Raw genomic sequence first — 19,172 nt, forward strand, 5'->3', positions numbered from 1 at the left:
CCCAGCGGGTGAAGCAATGAAGCGCGATTCCGGGAACAGGGCGAAGCTGCGTCTTGCAACGCACAGACGGCCTTGAAAGGCACGCGTACCTTGTACCCCTGCAGTGAACAGTCCAAGCCCTTGCTCATCGCTGGGCCGCAAGGCTGAACGTGGGACGGCCTGAAATGGTCAGACAGGCTCTCCGCCACAGCTGCCGCACCGGTGCCGGTGCCGGTGCCGGTGCCGGTGCCAGTGCCAGTGCCAGTGACCACACCCTGCACAACATTAGGGACCATGCATGACCGCTCTGGTTTCAGCTACCTCAGACCGAAATAGACGCAGCGTCGATGCCGAACTGCATGAGCTGCAGCGCCAGACCTACGGCTATTTCCAGCATGAAACGAATCCCGACAACGGCTTGGTCATCGACAAGACAGCCCCCGGTTGGCCGGCCAGCATTGCAGCAACCGGGATGGCGCTGGCGTGCTACCCGGTGAGCGTGGAACGCGGCTTCATGTCGCGCACGGCAGCCGTTCAACGCACGCTGGGCACGCTGCGATTTTTCTGGAACAGCCCACAGGGCACCGAATCCGACGCCACCGGCTACCAGGGCTTTTATTACCACTTCCTCGACATGCAGACCGGACGGCGCGCCTGGGAGTGCGAGCTGTCCACAGTGGATACCACCTTCCTGCTCGCCGGCGCACTGATGGCGGCCATGTACTTCGACGCCGACAGCACCGACGAAGCTGAGATCCGCACACTGGGCGTCGCGCTCTATCGGCGCGCCAATTGGCAATGGGCCCAAAACGGCGGGGCCACCGTGACGCATGGCTGGAAGCCCGAGACCGGATTTCTTCCCTACCGGTGGGAAGGCTACGACGAGGCGCTGCTGCTGTATGTGTTGGGTTTGGGGTCGCCGACTTTTCCGCTGCCGCAGGAAAGCTACGCAGCGTGGACGTCGACCTACCAGTGGAAGCATTGTTTTGGGCAGGATTACCTGTATGCCGGCTCGCTGTTCACACATCAGCTGTCGCATGTGTGGATCGACTTTCGCGATATTCAGGACGCCTTCATGCGCGGCAAGGGCATCGACTACTTCGAGAACAGCCGCCGTGCGACGTTGGCGCAGCAAAAGTACGCCATCGAGAACCCGCTCGGCTTCAAGAGCTATGGAAGCCATTGCTGGGGCATCACCGCCAGCGAAGGACCGGGCCCTGGCCGCCTGAAGGTTGATGGCGTTGAGCACGAATTATTCGACTATGTGGCACGCGGCGTGCCTTACGGTCCCGACGATGGAACCCTTGCGCCGTGGGCGGTGGTGGCGTCGCTGCCGTTCGCGCCTGAGGTCGTGATGCCCACCATCGACTACTGCATCTACCAGGCCAAGTTGACGCAATTCAACTCTTACGGATTCAAGGCCTCGTTCAATCCGTCGCACCCGGGTGAACCTGGCAACCCCTACGGCTGGTGGGTATCACCATGGCACTTCGGGCTCAACCAGGGACCGATCGTTCTGATGATCGAGAACCACCGCTCTGGTTTGCCGTGGCGCCTGATGCGGGCTTGTCCGCCCATCGCCGCCGGGCTGCAGCGAGCCGGGTTCACCGGGGGATGGCTTCAAGACAACGTGGCAACCGACCCAGCCACAGCCAATGGGTTGCTTTCGACGAGCAGGAGAACAGCATGACCAACATGACAACAGCCAGTGTTTCAAGATCCACCCCCTACGGGCTGCCGCCCGCGCTCAAGACCGCACAGGCGGCGATGCAACTGCCTGAAGTGCAGGACATGTTGCGCCGGCTGTCTGAGTTTCGGCTCGGCATCTTCATGCCGCACCAGCATGACGACGGCACAGGTGAATTCCAGCCGCTGCCCGACGATGTGATGCAGGTCGAGTCCGGTCGGACGGTGTCGTTTGAGCGCCAGGACGAGATAGCCCAGCGAGCTGCGTCGTTTCTGCCCGTGGCTTGGCTCTGGCGCGCCGGCGCACCCAATGTGGCGGCCGTCTGCGAAATGGCTGATCAGGAAGGGCCCGAAGACGAAGAACATCCCGTCAAGCACAAGCATCCCGAAAACATCCGTTGACCCAAGGAGTTGCGATGAAAACCAGTGTGATGGAAGTGCGCGACATGTTGTCGGTGTTGAGCGTGCAGGGCGTGGAAAAGCGCATCGGTGAGGTACCGGGCGTTGAAAGCGTCACCGTGAACTTCGCGGCGGGCAGCGCCACGGTGCGCTTCGACGAAACCCGGCTCAGCCTGGCCGATATCCGGTCTGACGTGCGCCAGATCGGTTCCAAAGACGACGCAGCAGACGACGGGGGCAAGGAACCGGAAGAGCCGGACGCGCCGTCCGCAGTCACCCAGCCCGTGGCCGTGAAGGCACCGCCTTCAGCAGCCAGCGCGGACGCCAGTTCGCCCGACAAGGATGCGATGAAGGGCATGAAGGGCACGCCATGAAAACGAGCGTGATTGACGTACACGACATGCTTTCGGTCTTGAGCGTGCCCGGGGTCGAAAAGCGGATCGGCGAGGTGCCCGGGGTCGAAAGCGTGACCGTCAATCACGCTGCGGGCAGCGCGACGGTGCGCTACGACGAGACCCGTCTTCACGTGTCCGACATCAAGTCGGATGTCCGCCAACGTGGATACGACGCAGCGGATGAGTCGTCGCCGACGCACCCGGGAGAACACAAGACAACAAAAGAAGGCGGCGATCAATCACCGCCGCAGGCTGCCGTTGTGTCGGCAACGCCGGGCGCTGACGATGGCACCGCGGAGCCTGACGCTGAGATGGCACGTCCCGCAGCCGACACTTCGAAGGAGCAGGCGCCAGAGCCGACCGCCATCACAGCCCCTGCGGAGACTCATGCAGCTGCACCAGCAAACACGCCAGCCGACAAGGACCCCGACACCCAGGGGCCAGGTCTTGTCGAGAAGGCCACCGCCTGGGTGAAAGAAACTCTGTCCCGTGACGACGAGGGCAAGGCCGAAGCCGAGGCGCCACCCACTGCGCCTGCGGCCGCCGTAAGCACCCCCACCGACGCCCACGCCGGGCACGCAGGTCACAAACCAGCTGCCGGCGCAGCGCCCGCGAAGGTGGCCGACATGGCCCACGAAATGGGTCACAGCGGCAGCGACATGGGCGCAATGGTTCGCGACATGCGCAACCGCTTCTGGATCTGCCTGGTCTTCACGCTACCGATCCTTGTCTATGCCCCGATGGGCGGCATGTGGCCGGCACCAGCGCCGCCGTTTGGTCTGGACTTGAACGTCTGGCTTTTCTTCTTCGCCAGCGCGGCCATCCTGTATCCGAGCTGGCCGTTCTTCGTTTCCGCATGGCATGCGCTTGAGGATGGGACAGTGGGCATGGCGGCGCTCATTGTGCTGAGCGTGGGCACCGGCTATCTGTTCAGCGTCGCAACCACATTCTTCATCAAGGGCGAGGGGCAGTTCTTCGAGGCCGTCGCCGTGTTGCTGGTGTTCATCCTGCTGGGACATTGGCTGGAAATGCGCGCGCGTTCTGGTGCGTCTTCGGCCATCAAGGCGCTGATGAATCTGACGCCTTCCATGGCCAATATCATCCGCAACGGCGCCGAAGTCGAAGTGCCGACGGCCGAGGTTCTGGCAGGCGAGATCGTTGTCATTCGGCCAGGTAACAAGATTCCGGTGGACGGCACCATCGAAACCGGTGAATCGCTGGTAGACGAATCGATGCTGACCGGGGAATCGATGCCCGTGAAGAAAGGGCCCGGCGCCACCGTGGTGGGTGCCAGCATGAACAAGAGCGGCAGCTTTCGCTACACGGCAACGAAGGTCGGTGCCGACTCCGCGCTGGCGCAAATCGTCAAGCTGGTTCAAGAGGCACAGAACTCCAAGGCGCCAGCGCAACTGCTGGCCGACAGGGCGGCTCAATGGTTAACCTTTGCCGCCATCGCTATCGGTCTGACAACCTTCTCGGTGTGGTTCTGGGTCATTGGCGAGCCACTGCTGTTTGCAGTGACACTCACCATCACTGTCTTCGTGATTGCTTGCCCGGATGCATTGGGCCTGGCGACCCCGATGGCCGTGATGGTCAGCACGGGCCTCGGCGCTGCCAACGGCATCCTCTTCAAGAACGCCTCAGCGCTGGAAGACGCAACCAAGCTCGACGTCATCATCTTCGACAAGACCGGTACGCTCACGGTGGGGCAGCCCGAGGTGGTGGAGACCGTGCTGGCAGACGGCGTCACCGAGGACGTACTGCTGACCGCCGCGGCCGCCGTCGAGCAGGGTTCGGACCATCCCTTGGCGCAGGCTATCGTGCGCCGAGCGGCCAAGCTCACCATCGTGGCGCCCACCGGCTTCGAGAGTCTGGACGGCATGGGCGCGCGCGCTGAAACCGCCAGTGGCACGGTGTACCTCGGCAACCGGCGTCTGATGGACACGCAGAAGCTCGTGCTCGGCGTGCTGGAGGCCGAAGCCAAGCGCTTGCAAAACGACGGGCGCACGGTGGTGCATGTAGCACAGGCCGGCCGTGTGATTGGCCTCATCGCCATTGCCGATGCGATCCGGCCCACGTCCAAGGCGGCAGTGGCCAAGTTGCGCGAGCGCAAGATAGAAGTGGTGATGCTGACCGGCGACAACCTGGCCACGGCCACGCGCATTGCTGCTGATCTGGGCATCGCGCAAGTGTTGGCCGACGTACTGCCTGGCCAGAAGGCCGAGAAGGTGAAGGCACTGCAAGCCACCGGCAGACGAGTCGGCATGGTGGGCGATGGCGTCAATGACGCCCCTGCGCTGACGCAGGCCAACGTTGGCTTCGCAATCGGCGCTGGCACCGATGTGGCGATGGAAAGCGCCGATGTGGTGCTGATGAAGAGCGACCCCTACGACATCGTCGGTGCAATCGAGTTGTCGCGCGCCACGGTGCGCAAGATGCACCAAAACCTGTGGTGGGCGGTGGGCTACAACACTATCGCATTTCCGCTTGCTGCGGGTGTGTTGTACCCGTTCGTGTTGAGCCCGGAGGTCGCCGCGATCTCCATGTCGGGCAGCACGCTGATCGTGGCGATCAATGCGCTACTGCTGAAGCGCACCAAGCTGGCTGGTATCCGTCAACCGGGCAAGGCCGGAGCATCCGGCACGCCAGACTACGCGCCGGCAGCGTCGCCTTTCAGGAAGACACTTGCCAAGGACGCAGACCCGCAGCCCAAACAAGGGAAGGCCGCGTGACATACGAGAGCCTCTCCATGAACCTGGAGCGTCTTCGTTGGGTGACATCCACGTCGGTCTCAGGCTGGGCGGGTTTGATGCCACGTCAGTGCCTATTGACGCCTTAGTCAGCGCCAATCCGATCCAGCTTGCCTTGAGAGTCGCGCAGAACTGACGGGCGAGAAAGGCGCAATCGTTCCCTGTTCCGTGGGCAGTCGTCGCGCTAGCTGTTCTATCGCGCATGATCTCAGCGGATGTCCACGGAGCGTCGCCCCTGGAGGTAGTGGCAGTCCCGACCCGCCCCACGCCGGACCCGATCTCCCTCGCTCCGCCCATGCCAGTTAGATCAGAAGACCCGAGCGCACAGGCACTGCAGCATGATTTTCTCTGGCGCACCACGCGCAACGTGCCAGAGCGCGGGCGCATCGACATCATCACCCAGGCTGGCGCCCTGCGGAATATCGGCGAAATGTTACCTTTTGACGCGAAACGCGATGTTCCTTCCCGCACCAGGTCACCGATGACGAGAAAGGGTGCTCTTTGCGGCTAGACGCGGCCGTCGCATCAACCGGTAAACCACCGGCACCACCAACAAGGAGAGCAACGGCGCGCTGATCATCCCGCCGATCATGGGTGCTGCGATGCGCTGCATCACCTCGCTGCCCGTGCCCATGCCCCAGAACAGCGGCAGCAACCCGGCCACGATGGTGGCCACCGTCATGGCCTTGGGCCGCACCCGCAACACCGCGCCTTCGCGGATCGCCTCCAGCAGCGAAGGCTCATCGGTGCGCCCGGCGTCCAGCCGCTCCTGCCAGGCCTGCTTGAGGTAGATCAGCATGATCACGCCGAACTCGGCCGCCACACCGGCCAGCGCAATGAAGCCCACCACACTGGCCACCGACAGGTTGTGCCCGAGCAGCCAGAGGAACCACACCCCACCCACCAGCGCGAACGGCAGCGTGGCCATGATAAGCAAGGCTTCGTCGAAGCGGCGGAAGATCAAATAGAGGAGCACGAAGATGATCAGCAGCGTGACTGGCACCACCAGCTTCAGCTTGGCCGTGGCGCGCTCCAGAAACTCGAACTGCCCCGACCACGACACCGAGTACCCGGCGGGCAACACCACGCGCTCGGTCACCGCGCGCTGCATGTCCAGCACTGCGCCGCGCAGGTCGCGCCCGCGGATGTCCACGTACACAAAGCCGGCCAGGCGTGCGTTTTCGCTGCGCAGCATGGGTGGGCCCCCAGAAATGCGCAGGTCGGCCACGTCGGAGAGCACCAGCCGCTGTCCCCCCGGCGCCACGATGGGCAGCGCGCGCAACTCGGGCAGCGAGTCACGCAGCTCGCGTGGGTAGCGCAGGTTGATGGGGAAACGCTGCAGGCCCTCCACCGTCTCGCCGATGTTCATGCCACCCACGCCGCCGGCCACGATGTCCTGCACATCGGCAATGTTCAGGCCGTAGCGCGCGGCATCTGCGCGGCGGATGTCCACGTCGATGTAGCGCCCGCCCGTGAGCCTCTCGGCCAGCGCGCTGCTGACACCGGGCACCGTCTTCACCGCCTTCTCTATCTCACCGGTGAGGCGGTCGATGGTGGCCAGATCGGGCCCGGCCACCTTCACGCCCACGGGGCTCTTGATGCCGGTGGCGAGCATGTCGATGCGGTTGCGGATCGGCGGCACCCAGATGTTGGACAGACCCGGCACGCGCACGGTGCGGTCGAGCTCTTCAATGAGCGCTTCGGGCGTGAGGCCTGCACGCCACTCGTCACGCGGTTTGAACTGGATCGTGGTCTCGAACATCTCCAGCGGCGCCGGGTCGGTGGCGGTCTCGGCGCGCCCGGCCTTGCCGTACACGCTCTGCACCTCGGGGATGGTCTTGATCAGGCGGTCGGTTTGCTGCAGAAGCTCGGCCGCCTTGGCGGCAGACAAGCCGGGCAGCGCGGTGGGCATGTAGAGCAGGTCACCTTCGTCCAGCGGCGGCATGAACTCGCTGCCCAGCTGGCGCAGCGGCCAGATGCTGACCACCAGCACCAGCGCCGCCACCACCAGCGTGAGCTTCGGCGCCTTCAGCACCGCATCGAGCACAGGGCGGTACAGCGCGATCAGCGCGCGGTTCAGCGGGTTGGCGGTCTCGGCCGGGATGCGCCCGCGAATCAAATAGCCCATGAGCACCGGGATCAGCGTCACAGCCAAACCCGCAGAAGCCGCCATGGCGTAGGTCTTGGTGAAGGCCAGCGGTGCGAACAGCCGGCCTTCTTGCGCCTCCAGCGTGAACACCGGGATGAAGCTCAGCGTGATGATGAGCAGCGAGAAGAACAGCGCCGGACCGACCTCGGCGGCGGCGTCGCCGATCACCCGCCAGCGCGGCTCGCCCTGCAGCGTTTCGCCGGGGTGGTGGTGGGCCCAGCGCTCCAGGTGCTTGTGGGCGTTTTCGATCATCACGATGGCCGCATCCACCATGGCGCCGATGGCAATGGCGATGCCACCGAGCGACATCACGTTGGCGTTGATCCCCTGCTGCTGCATCACGATGAAGGCCATCAGCACGCCCAGCGGCAGCGAGATGCTGGCCACCAGCGCACTGCGCAGGTGGAACAGGAAGGCCAGGCACACCAGCGCCACCACGATGAACTCCTCGAGCAGCTTCTCGCCCAGGTTCTTCACCGCGCGCTCGATCAGGCCCGAGCGGTCGTACACCGGCACGATCTCCACGCCCGCCGGCAGGCTGCGCTGCAGCTCGGCCAGCCGCGTCTTCACCGCCTCAATGGTCTGCAACGCGTTCTTGCCCGAGCGCATCACCACCACACCGCCCACGGCCTCGCCCTCGCCGTTGAGTTCGCCGATGCCGCGCCGCATTTCGGGCCCGGTCTGCACCCGCGCCACATCGCCCAGGCGCACCGACACACCGGTGCCACTGGTGATGAGCGGGATGGCGCGGAAGTCGTCCAGCGTCTTGAGGTAGCCACTGGCGCGCACCGCGTACTCGGCCTCGCCCAGCTCCAGCACCGAGCCCCCAGCCTCCTGGTTGCCGCGCGCCACCGCCACGGCCACCATGGCCTGCGTCACGCGGTAGGCGGCCATCTTGTCGGGGTCGAGCACGATCTGGTATTGCTTGACCATGCCACCCACGCTGGCGACCTCGGCCACATCGGCCACGGTCTTGAGCTCGAAGCGCACGAACCAGTCCTGCAAGGCGCGCAGCTGGGCAATGTCCTGCCCGCCGGTGCGGTCGATCAGGGCGTACTGGTAGATCCAGCCCACGCCCGTTGCGTCGGGACCGATGCTGGACGAGGCGCCGCGCGGCAGCCGCGCCTGCACCTGGTTGAGGTACTCCAGCACACGCGAGCGCGCCCAGTACGGGTCCACCGCGTCTTCAAACAGCACATAGACGAAGCTGTCGCCGAACATCGAGAAGCCGCGCACCGCGCGCGCGCCCGGCACCGAGAGCATGGTGGTGGTCAGCGGGTAGGTGACCTGGTTCTCCACGATCTGAGGCGCCTGCCCGGGCCAGGTGGTGCGGATGATGACCTGCGTGTCGGACAGGTCGGGCAGCGCGTCCAGCGGCGTGCGCTGCAGGGCCACCACGCCCCAGGCACTCAGCAGCGCGGTGGCCAGCAGCACCAGGAAGCGGTTGGCGATGCTCCAGCGAATCAGGCCGGCGATCATTTGCCAGGCTCCGGTGCCACGCGCTGCAGGCTGGTGATGCGCGGCACCTCGCCGTCGCGCATTTCAAACTCGATCTGCAGCCGGTCGCCGGCCTCCAGATCGCGTGGCTGCTGTGCTCTCGGTGGCAGTTGGAAGTCCATCTGCATCTGTGGCCACTTCAGCGCCGGGATCGGGGGGTGCGTGAGCGTGACTGTGTCACCGCTGAGTGCATCGATCACGGCATCGGTGGTGTAGCGCTGTTGGGTGAGTGGAGGTGCGGGCTCCTGGTTGAGACGTGCTTCCAGCCCGCGCAGGCTGGCTTCGGAGTCGATCAGGAACTGGCCCGAGAGCACCACGCGCTGGCCCATTGCCAAGCCGGCGCTGATCTCGGTCTGGCCACCCACCTCCAGGCCCGCGGTCACCTCCACCGGGCGGAAGCGCCCGCCCTCTTCGGCCACCATCACCACGCTGCGCCGCCCGGTGTGGATCACCGCATCGCTGGGCACCAGCAAGGTCGCTGCGGCCTTCGGGCGGTCCAGCCGCATGCTCACCTGCATGCCGGGCACCAGCCGCCCCTGTGGGTTGGCCAGTTCGACCCGCGCGCGGATGGTGCGGGTGACCGCGTCCACTTCGGGCAGCAGGGCCTGCACCTGGCCCTCGAAGGTCTGGCCCGGCGCGCCGGGGCTGGTGGTGCGCACTCGCGCGCCCGGCTTCAACAGCGCCGCCTGGCTCTCGGGCACGGCCCCCTCGGCCCACACGGTGCGTGTGCCCTGCAAGCGCATCAGCGTCATGCCCGGCATCGCGGTGGCGCCCTCGCGCACCATGAGCTCGCTCACGATGCCGGCGATGGGCGCGGTCAGCGTGAAGCGCGGCTGCACCATGCCCGAGCTCACCACGCGCTGGATGTGCGCAGGGCTCATGCCGGCCTGGCGCATGCGCTGGCGTGCTGCGTCCTGCAGTGCGTCGGTGCCGTCTCCACTCAAACGCGTCAGCGCCAGGTATTCCTCCTGCGCGGCCACCCAGTCGGGCACGTACAGCTCGGCCAGCGGCGCGCCGGCAGCCACGCGGTCCAGCGCGGCTTTCACATGCAGCTTTTCCACGAAGCCCATGGCGCGCGAACTCAGCACCACCTGCTCGCGCTCGTTCCAGGCCACGTTTCCCACCGCCGTCACCTCCGACACCAGCGAGCCTTCGACCACCGGTGCGGTGCGCAGCCCCAGGTTCTGCTGAATGCGCGGGCTCACGGTGACGCTGCTGGCGTCTGCCGCATCACCACCGGCGTAGCGCGGCACCAGCATCATGTCCATGAAGGGCGACTTGGCGGGTGCTTCGAAGTTCTTGCCCGGCACCATCGGGTCGTGGTAGTTCAGGATGCGCCGACCCGTGACCGGGTCCACGTCGCCCGCCTTCAGCGATTCGCGGATGTGCCGGCGCGTGGCTTCTTCGCCTTGCGGGATGGTCCACAGCGAGGGGTCGTCACTGGCCGCTGTGCTGGTGCCGGGCACAGTCTGCACAGCGGCTGGTGTGGTGTGGCCCATGCCCTGCTGCATGCCCATCCACCAGGCGCCACCGCCCACGGCAACGAGCGCGGCCAAGGCCGCCAGGACGAAGAAGGATGTTCTTTTGTTCATGGCTTCACTCCAGCGGTGGTGTCGGCGAACAGGTATTCGAGTTGCGCCCACAGGCCAGCGGTTTCACGTTCCAGCACCAGGCGCTCCAGCGCCAGGTTCAGCGCATCGCGGCGCGCCTGCAGTACCGGGCCCAGGCCTTCGCGCCCACCCCGGTAAGCGGCCAGCGCAGCGTCCACGCGCTGCGCGGCCAGCGGCTGGCGTTGGGCGTCCAGCAACGCGAGGCGGTCCAGCCCGGCCTGCCACTCCCGCTGCCAGCGCTGAACCTGCAGCACCCGCTCACGCGTCTGCTCCTCCCGCTCGGCCTCCAGCTCATTCACGCGGGCCAGGCGTGCAGCGAGCTCGCGTTGCTGGCGCTGCGGCCGGTCCCATTGCAGCGGCACCGACACGCCGATCGACACCATGTTGGAGAACTGCGGGCCGCGCTGGCTGAACATGATCTCCGCGCTCCAGTCGGGCTTGAGCTCCTGTCGGGCCACCTCGGCTTCGGCACGGGCCACGGCTTCGCGGGCCTGCAGGGCTTTGAGGTCTGGCAGCTCGTCTGCGGTGTTGACTGGTGCGGGGTTGAACGGCATCGGCGGCGGATCGGCCAGGGGCTGGTCGGGCGGCCCACCGGTGAAGCGCGCCAGCGTGAGGCGGGCGTTGGCGCGCTCTGCCTGCGCACCGATCAGGCCTTGCTCCAGCTGGGCCAGTGCTTCGCGCGCGCTCAACGCATCGGCCGTGGAGCCCCGTCCACCGCGAAGAGCTGCCTCGGTGGTCTGCACCAGCACACGCGCCTCGGTGATCTGCGCCTGCAGCAACGCCCATCGCTGCTCCTGCATGCGGCGCTCCAGCCAGGCCTGCGCTACCTCGGTCTGCAGTAGGGCCACCCGCTGCGCTCGTTCGCTCAGCGCTGCCTCGGCCTCCCGCTCGAATCGCTCACCCCGGGCGCGGCGCTTGTCCGCGTTCGGCAGGGTCTGCATGAGACCGATGGAACGCATGGTCATGAAATCGCGCGTGGTGCTGAAGCGCTCAGGCCCATTCACCGGCAGGTTGTCCAGCGACAGGCGCAGCACCGGGTCGGGTCGCTGCGCAGCCGCCACTGCCATCTCGCGCGCGCCTTGCGCGGCGGCGGTTGATGCGTCGAGACTGCGCGATCGCGCCAGGGCGGTGCTCACCGCAGCGCCCAGGCTCAGGGGTTCATCGGCGGCAGCGGGTGTGATCAGCGCGAGCAGGCCAGCGAGGGCCAGCACGGCGCGTGCAAGAAAAAGCGAAGGGTGTTCCATGTCTGAGCTCCGGAGCAGGCACGCCCGGGGCAAAAACCCTGACAGCGTGCGACAGCAGCACCACCCACGGGTGGCCTGCACTGTGCGGGGAATCAGACGGAAGTGGGCGGACGCCAGAAGCGCGAAGTCGCGCCCGGAGGAAGGCTGCGCCAGGCCGGCGCTTGAGGGTCCTGAGTGACCGGGGTCTGGGCCACGAGGGATGGGAAAGACGGCAGGCCTGCAGCGGGAACGACGCAACTCTGAATACTCTTGCAGGGCTGGCCCGTGCGCTCAAAAGTGGCCATGTCGTTGCAGCAATCGTCCATGGCCTCGGCCAGGGACTCTGCCATCCCGTCGACTTCATCCGCCATGGCCATCATGCCCTGCATGGGGCATGGTGACGCAGGCACCTGCCACGCCGCAAACCCCTGCAAGGGCAGCAGCAGACACAGGACGAGGACGAGCAAGCGGCGCATGGCTGGATTCTATGGCGCGCAGACTGACTGCGCTTGCCTGATTGGAAAGCCTGCCCGAACAAGGCACCATAGACTGTTCAGAGCGAGCCAATCTGTACTTGGAGGCCAACGTGGACATTGCTGCACATGCGCTGTGGGCGGGAGCGGGCGTCGTCCTGCTGTTACGCCACCGGCCAATACCCGTTGCAACTGGTCTTGCCACTGCCGCAATGGCGGCGTTGCCGGATCTGATGCACATGTTGCCTGTGGCGGCGTGGGCTCTCTTCAACGGGCTGCCGGCCGAGTTCATGACCTATGTCCGAGCGCTGCCGGAAAGGGTGCAGCCTTTACCCGAGAGCGTGGAACTGTGGTCGCACCATCTCCACTGCATCTTTCACAGCGGGGTGATCGCCATGGCAGTGACGCTGGTCGCTTGGCGATGGTCTCGTGTCTTCTGGCTGCCGTTGGCCGGATGGTGGTCGCACATCCTCATTGATGTATTCACCCACTCGGACGACTTCTTTCCGTCTCCAGTCCTCTACCCGCTCACCTACCGAGGATTTGATGGCGTTGCCTGGAACACGCCTTGGTTTGTCGTCGCCAACTACTCGGCGCTCGCGCTCGTCTGGGTTTGGCTGTTGGCGACGCGAAGAGAACGAGACCCATGAGAGCCCGGAAACTGCAGGTAGAACCGGGTTGTTCCCGCTGACGACGTGACCGACGCGCTCCCGCCGTGAGCGAGCATGATGGCCTTGGTAATGGCCAGACCCAGGCCAGCACCATCGGATGAGGGATGCGCGCGCGCCTTGTCCACGCGATAGAAGCGATCAAACAGGCGCGGTAGGTCTGCTGCATCGATCGGATCGCCCGTGTTCGTGACACACAAGCTGATGCCATTCATCTGGGTCTCGACAGTCAGCGCAACATCGGTACGGGGGTGGGCGTGCCGAAGCGCATTGGACAGCAAGTTGCTAATGGCTCGCCGAATCATCAGTCGATCACCCACCACGCTACCCGCTCCCACCACCCGAAGGCGAAGTTCTTTGTCCTCGGCGACCGCATCGTAGAAATCCAGAAGGCTCTTCGCCTCGTCTTCGAGTGCGACGTCTTCGCGATTCGGCAGCTGGATGCCGTGGTCCGTCTTGGCCAGAAACAGCATGTCGGACACCATGCGCGCCAAGCGCTGGAACTCCTCGGCATTGGAGGCGAGGATATCTCTGTAAGTTTCCGGATCACGGCGTTGCGAGAGGGATACCTGGGTCTGTGTCAGCAGGTTGCTGATGGGCGTGCGCAGTTCGTGGGCAATGTCGCTTGAGAACTCCATGAGCTTTGAAAAATCCTGCTGCAGACGCTCCAGCATGGTGTTGAGGCTGCGAGCCAGCTCCGCCATCTCCACGGGCACAGCGTCGATTGGCATGCGCTCGTCGAGCTTGTGGGCCGTGACCTTGAGCGCGCGCTCTCTCATGGTCCTCAGCGGGGCCAGACCGCTGCGGGCTGCCCACCACCCCAGGAGGCCGCTGAGCAGGGTGGCCAAGAGGACATAGACCGCCAACTGTTGGCGCAGCATCTGCATGAAATGGGTGTGGTGCTGCGTGTCCAGCGCGAGCGTCAGGCGCATGCTCTGACCTGGACTGCTCAATCCGCCGGGCATCTGCGCTGTGGAGAGCTCTGTGCTCATGCCTCGCAGTTGCCGCTCACCATCGGTCCAGTCCATGGGCTGATCTGCGGCGCTTCGTGCAGCGAGTTCTGCTGGAAATGTGATGCCGCCTTTTCCAAACAGCTGTTCGTCACCGCGCGTAATTGAGATGAAAAGGCCTTGATGGCTGTTAAGCGATTCATCCAGCTTGGCCGCGAGTTCGGCTGGCTCTGGCGTTTCATCGACGATCTTCTCGATGAGCTGCACCTTGTCCAGCAGGTAGTCGCGGTCAAGGTCGATGAAGTGCAAATGGGTGGACCACGCCACCAAGACGCCAAGGCCAAGAAGCACCACAGCCGATACCAGGGTGTACAGAAAGGTGAGTCGTGCGGTGAGGGTCAAGCGCCGGATCATCAGGAGTGCTCCGGCACTTCCAGCACGTAACCCATGCCTCGAACCGTCTGCAACAGGCGGCACTCAAACCCGTCGTCCACCTTGACACGAAGCCTGCGCATGGCCACCTCGATGACGTTGGTGTCGCTGTCGAAGTTAACGTCCCACACCTGGGAGGCGATCAGCGAGCGTGGCAACACCTCACCCTTGCGGCGCATCAGCAATTCGAGCAATCCGAACTCCTTGGCGGTCAGGTCGATGCGCTTGCCCGCGCGGGTGACCCGACGGCGCAGCAGGTCCAGCTCCAGATCCGCGACCTGCAGGGTGGTTGGCTCCATACCCGAGCGCCCACGGCGCAAGATGGTGCGCACCCTGGCCAACAGCTCAGAGAACGAAAACGGCTTGACCAGATAGTCGTCCGCTCCGAGCTCCAGACCCTTGACGCGGTCGTCCACATGATCTTTGGCGGTCAGGAAGAGCACCGGCATCTCTCGACCCTGGGCACGCAGACCTCTGAGCACCTGCCAGCCGTCCATGCCGGGCAGCATGACGTCCAGAATGATGAGGTCGTGGTCGCCCTCCAGCGCCTGGTGCAATCCGTCCACGCCGTTGTTGAGCAGCTCTACCGCGTAGCCCGCCTCGCGCAGTCCCATGCACAGGTACTCACCCGTTTTGCGTTCGTCTTCAACAATCAAGATTTTCACGTTCACTCCTGCGGCGATTTTCACTGCCAGCGGCCATCTGCAACCGAACCTGACAACTTTGTAATGAAACCGACAGGTTCGTGACGGGTGGCCTTTTGCACACTGCCCTCAGCTTGAAACAGTTGAACAGGAGCAAATCAGTGATTCATCGACATTACCCTTCCTTTGCACTGCGGGCCATTGTCCTGGGCGTGTTGGCACTCCCCATGGTCGTTTCCGCCCAGATCGCACCGGCCCCTGCCGAGAAGAACTGGCGCGAAGCCAACGACGCCGTGGGACAGTTCAAACGCGGCCATGCCGACATCCTCAAGTGGGAAAAAGAGAATGTTCCCGCTGCAGCAGGTGAGGAGTTGGCGTCTCCCAGCCTGAGCCTTATGACGGCTGAAGACGCCGTTCGCCAGGCCTGGCGGGCCCACCTGGATTTGGTCAAACCCATGAACAGGATCGGTACGGCCAACGTGGATTTGATTGCCAAAGGCCAATGGGCCGAGCTTGATCCCATCCATCAGCGCAAGGTAGACGACATGGACGAGCTGCTGGAAGTCGCCGCTCAAGGTCGCAAGGCGTGGTTTCAGGCAGTGGCTGCGCGACAGGTTCTCAAACAGCACCGTGATGCGCTGGACGCCGCCGAGGCCGGCAACGAGCTGGGTCGCCGCATGGTGAGTGTGGGCAATTGGAGCAAGCTCCAGCAGGCCCAAGTTCAACTGGCTCAGTCATCCGCCAAGATGAACGTGCGACGCGCACAGAACGCCGCCACGCAGGCCGAAGCCTCACTCATCAAAACGTTGGGCCTCACCGGCATGCACAGCGCTGTTGCGCTGCCTGACCGTTTGCCCGATGTGCCGGTCCAAGCCTTGTCGCAACAAGTGCTGGACGAGCGCGCTGCGGCCATTGCTGCACAACTGCCGCGCGCCGAGGGCATGCGCAATGGCGCCAACGCCCGCCTCGCTCGCCAGGCCTACCTCTCCAGCCACGCACTGGCTGTGAGTGCGCGTGAGGAGGTGTTGAAGGTTCGCGAGTTCATCACCGAAGAAACCGTTCTTCACTACAACGGCATGCTCAAAAGCGTGTGGGACCTGCTCGGAGAGGTCTCCAGCCAGTCGCAGGCAGTGGCCGGTGCCATCGAAGCGCAGCGGGACTTCTGGATTGCGGAAACGGATCTGCAATGGGTGCTGCAAGGCGGTGCCCCGGACAGTTTCGTATCCCTGGGTGGTGGCGGCGGTGAGCCCGCAGCAGCCGCCGGTCATTGAAAGCACAGAAAGAAGAACATGAGCCTCATCAATTCACGTCGACAGTTTTTTGCGGGCGCCGCTGCCTCAGTGGCTGGCTTGGCCGTCGCTCGGTCTGCCATGGCCGCCCTGCCTGAGCCGGTGTACCAAACCTCGGTGGACACAGCGCCTCCATTGGTGCCCACCACCGGTCGCCCTTACAACCCGGTGGTCACGCTCAACGGCTGGACCCTGCCCTGGAAGATGAACAACGGTGTCAAGGAATTCCACCTGGTGGCAGAACCCGTGGTGCGCGAGGTCTCGCCGGGCTTCAAGGTCAACATGTGGGGCTACAACGGCCAGAGTCCTGGCCCAACCATCGAGGTGGTCGAAGGCGACCGCGTGCGCATCTTTGTCACCAACAAGCTGCCCGAGCACACCACCATCCACTGGCACGGCCAGCGCCTGCCCAGCGGCATGGACGGTGTGGGTGGCCTCAACCAGCCCGCCATCCCCGTGGGCAAGACCTTCGTCTACGAATTTGAAGCGCGCCGTCCGGGTACCTTCATGTACCACCCGCACGCGGACGAAATGGTCCAGATGGCCATGGGCATGATGGGCATGTGGGTCACCCACCCCAAGGGCAAGCATCCCCACATCAGCGAGGTGGATCGCGACTTCTGCTTCCTGCTCAACGCGTTCGACATCGAGCCGGGCAGCAAGACGCCCAAGATCAACACGATGCTGGACTTCAACATCTGGTGCTGGAACAGCCGTGTCTTCCCCGCCATCGACACGCTCAACGTGCGCTTGAACGACCGTGTGCGCATTCGTGTGGGAAACCTCACCATGACCAACCACCCGATCCACCTGCACGGGCACGAGTTTCTGGTGACCGGCACCGACGGCGGCCCAACGCCGCCGAGCACGCGCTGGTACGAGGTGACCACCGATGTTGCCGTGGGGCAGATGCGCCAGATCGAACTGATCGCCGACGAGGAAGGCGACTGGGCCATGCACTGCCACAAGAGCCACCACACCATGAACGCCATGGGCCACGACGTGCCCACCATGATCGGTGTGGACCACCGCGGCCTGGTCAACAAGATCCAGAAGGTGGTGCCCGACTACATGCTGATGGGCGAGCGCGGCATGGCCGACATGGGCGAAATGCAGATGCCCATTCCGGACAACACTGCGCCTATGATGACCGGCACGGGCCAGTTCGGCCCGTTGGAGATGGGCGGCATGTTCACCGTGTTCAAGGTGCGCAAGGACCAGAAGCCGGGCGACTACAAGGACCCTGGCCCGTACAAGTTCCCCGAAGGCACTGTTGCGCACGAATGGACCGGTGCGCCCTTGCCCGCCGTCAGGCCCAAGGCCAGTGCAGACACAACCCCGGCGATGGGCACAGCGGTCAAGCCCATGGGCAAAGGCATGCAGCACTGAACCAAGCCGTCTTTACACATTTCTCCCACTTGCTTTCTCAACCCACCAATCCAGAGAGTTCACATGATCTTCACCCAAGCCCCACTTTCCAAGCGTTCCAGCCTTTTGTTCGTTGCCGCCCTTCTAGCCACGTCAGCCGCCACAGCGGCGGGCACGCACGGCGGCGGCCACAACGAATCGCCCATCGGTGAGCCCGGCGTCGCCAGTAAAGCTTCCCGCACCATTCAGGTCGACGCTGCCGACAGCATGCGGTTCACGCCAGCACTGGTGGACGTCAAGAAGGGGGAAACCGTCCGTTTCGTCGTCACCAACTCCGGCAAGGTGCCGCATGAGTTCAGCCTGGGCACGGAGAAGGAGCTGAAGGAGCACTACGAAGTGATGAAAAAATTTCCAGGCATGGAACACGATGAGGCCAACAAGATTTCCCTGAAGCCTGGGCAAAAGGGTGAGGTCATCTGGCGTTTCACCAAAGGCGGCGTCGTTGATTTCGCCTGCCTTCACCCCGGACACTACGACGCGGGCATGAAGGGTCAGATCAAAGTGACCACCAAATAAGTTGACAAACCACCATTCTTGCAACCCACAGACACACCTGATTGAAGGAACATTTCATGAAAACACTGAACCTGAGTCTGGCCGCATCAGCGGTCGCCCTTTCTTTTGCCTTCGCTGGACCCGCGCTGGCTCAAATGACCATGGACCAAGGAAAGATGGGAATGGATCAGGGCAAGATGGGCATGGCGGCGACACCCGGCATGACCGACGGCGAAATTCGCAAGATCGACAAGGAGAACGGCAAGGTCACGATCAAGCATGGCGAGATCAAGCACATGGACATGCCTCCGATGTCCATGGTGTTCAACGTCAAGGACAAGGCCATGCTGGACAAAGTCCAGGTGGGCGAGAAGATCCAGTTCATCGTCATTCAGGACGCCGGCAAGATGGTGGTCACCGATATCAAAGCGATGAAGTGATTTAACCAATCCGACCCTATGGGTCGGTTGTGGTCAAGGGATCGGTTGTGATGACCGATCCCTTTTTTGTATGGGTGACGTCCTCCCTGCTATGTGAAACCGGTCCGACACAGTCTCGAAACCAATGGGCAGGCGTACGTTGGCGCACAGTCAATCCGAGCATCGTTGTCGATGATGATGAACCCGCCTTCGGGTAGCTTCAAGGAAGTCACATGAATCATCAATCCACCACAAAACGCTTCACCACTGTCCCTGTCAAGGCTCTGTGCGCCGTTTCGCTGACTGTGCTCATGTCGATGTCGGCGCATGCTCAGTCCACGCCAGCCACAGGCCCAGCGACGATGCCCATGTCCGATATGCACAAAGGCGCCACAGGTGCACACGACATGAAAGGTTCCATGATGATGGGCATGGAGGAAATGCAAAAGATGCCCATGTCGGGCAATACCGACAAGGACTTCGCGATGATGATGAAAATTCATCACCAGCAAGCTTTGAACATGGCCGAGATGCAGCTCAAGACCGGCAAGTCACCCGAGATGAAGGTCATGGCAAAGCAGATCATCGTGGCGCAAAAGAAAGAGATCGCTCAGTTCGACAAGTGGCTCGCCAAGCAGAAGTGATCTGCTGCAATGACTCTGGAATTCTCGCCGGCCAAGCTTGCT

Annotated in this window: 16 protein-coding genes; 10 read left to right on the forward strand and 6 right to left on the reverse strand. The window is 63.8% G+C overall.

Annotation, left to right across the window (positions count from 1 at the left end):
• The first annotated feature begins 277 nt into the window (after positions 1-277).
• The 4 genes from ASE11_RS21375 to ASE11_RS21390 are packed head-to-tail and all read left to right on the forward strand — an operon-like array spanning position 278 to position 5,191.
• Complete coding sequence (locus ASE11_RS21375; RefSeq protein WP_082585929.1) at positions 278-1,669, forward strand: glucoamylase family protein; 1,392 nt, start codon at positions 278-280, stop codon at positions 1,667-1,669.
• Positions 1,666-2,067, forward strand: a complete 402-nt coding sequence (locus ASE11_RS21380; RefSeq protein ID WP_056276552.1) for a hypothetical protein — start codon at positions 1,666-1,668, stop codon at positions 2,065-2,067. The genes ASE11_RS21375 and ASE11_RS21380 overlap by 4 nt, the downstream gene beginning before the upstream one ends.
• 14 nt (positions 2,068-2,081) lie before the next feature.
• A complete protein-coding gene (locus ASE11_RS25575) occupies positions 2,082-2,438 on the forward strand; it encodes a heavy-metal-associated domain-containing protein (protein WP_082585930.1) in 357 nt (118 codons plus the stop codon).
• Positions 2,435-5,191 (forward strand): heavy metal translocating P-type ATPase, encoded by a 2,757-nt coding sequence (locus tag ASE11_RS21390; protein ID WP_082585931.1) that lies wholly within the window; start codon positions 2,435-2,437, stop codon positions 5,189-5,191. Before ASE11_RS25575 ends, ASE11_RS21390 begins: the two co-directional genes overlap by 4 nt.
• A 493-nt stretch (positions 5,192-5,684) precedes the next feature.
• On the opposite strand, the gene ASE11_RS21395 is transcribed toward ASE11_RS21390, so the two are convergent.
• From ASE11_RS21395 to ASE11_RS21410, 4 genes are all read right to left on the reverse strand, one after another.
• The gene (locus ASE11_RS21395; protein ID WP_056276555.1) at positions 5,685-8,837 is read right to left on the reverse strand and encodes an efflux RND transporter permease subunit; all 3,153 of its coding nucleotides are present in this window, start codon (positions 8,835-8,837) and stop codon (positions 5,685-5,687) included.
• Positions 8,834-10,447 carry an efflux RND transporter periplasmic adaptor subunit gene (locus ASE11_RS21400; protein ID WP_056276558.1) on the reverse strand — a complete coding sequence of 538 codons (1,614 nt, stop codon included), beginning with the start codon at positions 10,445-10,447 and terminating at the stop codon, positions 8,834-8,836. Before ASE11_RS21400 ends, ASE11_RS21395 begins: the two co-directional genes overlap by 4 nt.
• Positions 10,444-11,709, reverse strand: coding sequence for a TolC family protein (locus ASE11_RS21405; RefSeq protein ID WP_056276560.1), 1,266 nt, complete (start codon positions 11,707-11,709; stop codon positions 10,444-10,446). The genes ASE11_RS21400 and ASE11_RS21405 overlap by 4 nt, the downstream gene beginning before the upstream one ends.
• Positions 11,710-11,801: 92 nt before the next feature.
• Complete coding sequence (locus tag ASE11_RS21410; protein ID WP_056276562.1) at positions 11,802-12,164, reverse strand: hypothetical protein; 363 nt, start codon at positions 12,162-12,164, stop codon at positions 11,802-11,804.
• Positions 12,165-12,274: 110 nt separating this feature from the next.
• Between ASE11_RS21410 and ASE11_RS21415 the strand changes: the two genes are divergently transcribed.
• Positions 12,275-12,811, forward strand: coding sequence for a hypothetical protein (locus ASE11_RS21415; protein WP_200959401.1), 537 nt, complete (start codon positions 12,275-12,277; stop codon positions 12,809-12,811).
• Here the strand turns inward: ASE11_RS21415 and ASE11_RS21420 are convergent.
• Both ASE11_RS21420 and ASE11_RS21425 read right to left on the reverse strand, forming a co-directional pair.
• Positions 12,748-14,181: a heavy metal sensor histidine kinase gene (locus tag ASE11_RS21420; RefSeq protein WP_321166272.1), complete on the reverse strand. Its 1,434-nt coding sequence runs from the start codon at positions 14,179-14,181 to the stop codon at positions 12,748-12,750. The genes ASE11_RS21415 and ASE11_RS21420 overlap by 64 nt on opposite strands.
• Positions 14,182-14,192: 11 nt before the next feature.
• Positions 14,193-14,876, reverse strand: a complete 684-nt coding sequence (locus tag ASE11_RS21425) for a heavy metal response regulator transcription factor (RefSeq protein WP_056277296.1) — start codon at positions 14,874-14,876, stop codon at positions 14,193-14,195.
• Between the two features lie 206 nt (positions 14,877-15,082).
• On the opposite strand from ASE11_RS21425, the gene ASE11_RS21430 reads away from it, so the two are divergent.
• From ASE11_RS21430 to ASE11_RS21450, 5 genes are all read left to right on the forward strand, one after another.
• The gene (locus tag ASE11_RS21430) at positions 15,083-16,126 is read left to right on the forward strand and encodes a TolC family protein (RefSeq protein ID WP_056276572.1); all 1,044 of its coding nucleotides are present in this window, start codon (positions 15,083-15,085) and stop codon (positions 16,124-16,126) included.
• 18 nt (positions 16,127-16,144) lie between these two features.
• Positions 16,145-17,533 (forward strand): multicopper oxidase family protein, encoded by a 1,389-nt coding sequence (locus tag ASE11_RS21435; protein ID WP_235501402.1) that lies wholly within the window; start codon positions 16,145-16,147, stop codon positions 17,531-17,533.
• 63 nt (positions 17,534-17,596) lie between these two features.
• Positions 17,597-18,088, forward strand: coding sequence for a plastocyanin/azurin family copper-binding protein (locus tag ASE11_RS21440; protein WP_056276575.1), 492 nt, complete (start codon positions 17,597-17,599; stop codon positions 18,086-18,088).
• A gap of 56 nt (positions 18,089-18,144) precedes the next feature.
• Complete coding sequence (locus ASE11_RS21445; protein ID WP_056276578.1) at positions 18,145-18,507, forward strand: copper-binding protein; 363 nt, start codon at positions 18,145-18,147, stop codon at positions 18,505-18,507.
• A 212-nt stretch (positions 18,508-18,719) separates the two neighbouring features.
• Positions 18,720-19,130 (forward strand): DUF305 domain-containing protein, encoded by a 411-nt coding sequence (locus ASE11_RS21450; RefSeq protein WP_235501403.1) that lies wholly within the window; start codon positions 18,720-18,722, stop codon positions 19,128-19,130.
• The last annotated feature ends 42 nt before the right edge of the window (positions 19,131-19,172 follow it).

This window comes from Hydrogenophaga sp. Root209, assembly GCF_001428625.1.
GTDB lineage: Bacteria > Pseudomonadota > Gammaproteobacteria > Burkholderiales > Burkholderiaceae_C > Hydrogenophaga.

What these genes read in the sequence shown, in the direction of transcription:
- ASE11_RS21445 (WP_056276578.1), top strand. Translation starts at nt 18,145, where the DNA reads ATGAAAACACTGAACCTGAGTCTGGCCGCATCAGCGGTCGCCCTTTCT.
- ASE11_RS21395 (WP_056276555.1), bottom strand. Translation starts at nt 8,837, where the DNA reads ATGATCGCCGGCCTGATTCGCTGGAGCATCGCCAACCGCTTCCTGGTG.
- ASE11_RS21405 (WP_056276560.1), bottom strand. Translation starts at nt 11,709, where the DNA reads ATGGAACACCCTTCGCTTTTTCTTGCACGCGCCGTGCTGGCCCTCGCT.
- ASE11_RS21440 (WP_056276575.1), top strand. Translation starts at nt 17,597, where the DNA reads ATGATCTTCACCCAAGCCCCACTTTCCAAGCGTTCCAGCCTTTTGTTC.
- ASE11_RS21410 (WP_056276562.1), bottom strand. Translation starts at nt 12,164, where the DNA reads ATGCGCCGCTTGCTCGTCCTCGTCCTGTGTCTGCTGCTGCCCTTGCAG.
- ASE11_RS25575 (WP_082585930.1), top strand. Translation starts at nt 2,082, where the DNA reads ATGAAAACCAGTGTGATGGAAGTGCGCGACATGTTGTCGGTGTTGAGC.
- ASE11_RS21390 (WP_082585931.1), top strand. Translation starts at nt 2,435, where the DNA reads ATGAAAACGAGCGTGATTGACGTACACGACATGCTTTCGGTCTTGAGC.
- ASE11_RS21375 (WP_082585929.1), top strand. Translation starts at nt 278, where the DNA reads ATGACCGCTCTGGTTTCAGCTACCTCAGACCGAAATAGACGCAGCGTC.
- ASE11_RS21450 (WP_235501403.1), top strand. Translation starts at nt 18,720, where the DNA reads ATGAATCATCAATCCACCACAAAACGCTTCACCACTGTCCCTGTCAAG.
- ASE11_RS21435 (WP_235501402.1), top strand. Translation starts at nt 16,145, where the DNA reads ATGAGCCTCATCAATTCACGTCGACAGTTTTTTGCGGGCGCCGCTGCC.
- ASE11_RS21400 (WP_056276558.1), bottom strand. Translation starts at nt 10,447, where the DNA reads ATGAACAAAAGAACATCCTTCTTCGTCCTGGCGGCCTTGGCCGCGCTC.
- ASE11_RS21380 (WP_056276552.1), top strand. Translation starts at nt 1,666, where the DNA reads ATGACCAACATGACAACAGCCAGTGTTTCAAGATCCACCCCCTACGGG.
- ASE11_RS21430 (WP_056276572.1), top strand. Translation starts at nt 15,083, where the DNA reads ATGGTCGTTTCCGCCCAGATCGCACCGGCCCCTGCCGAGAAGAACTGG.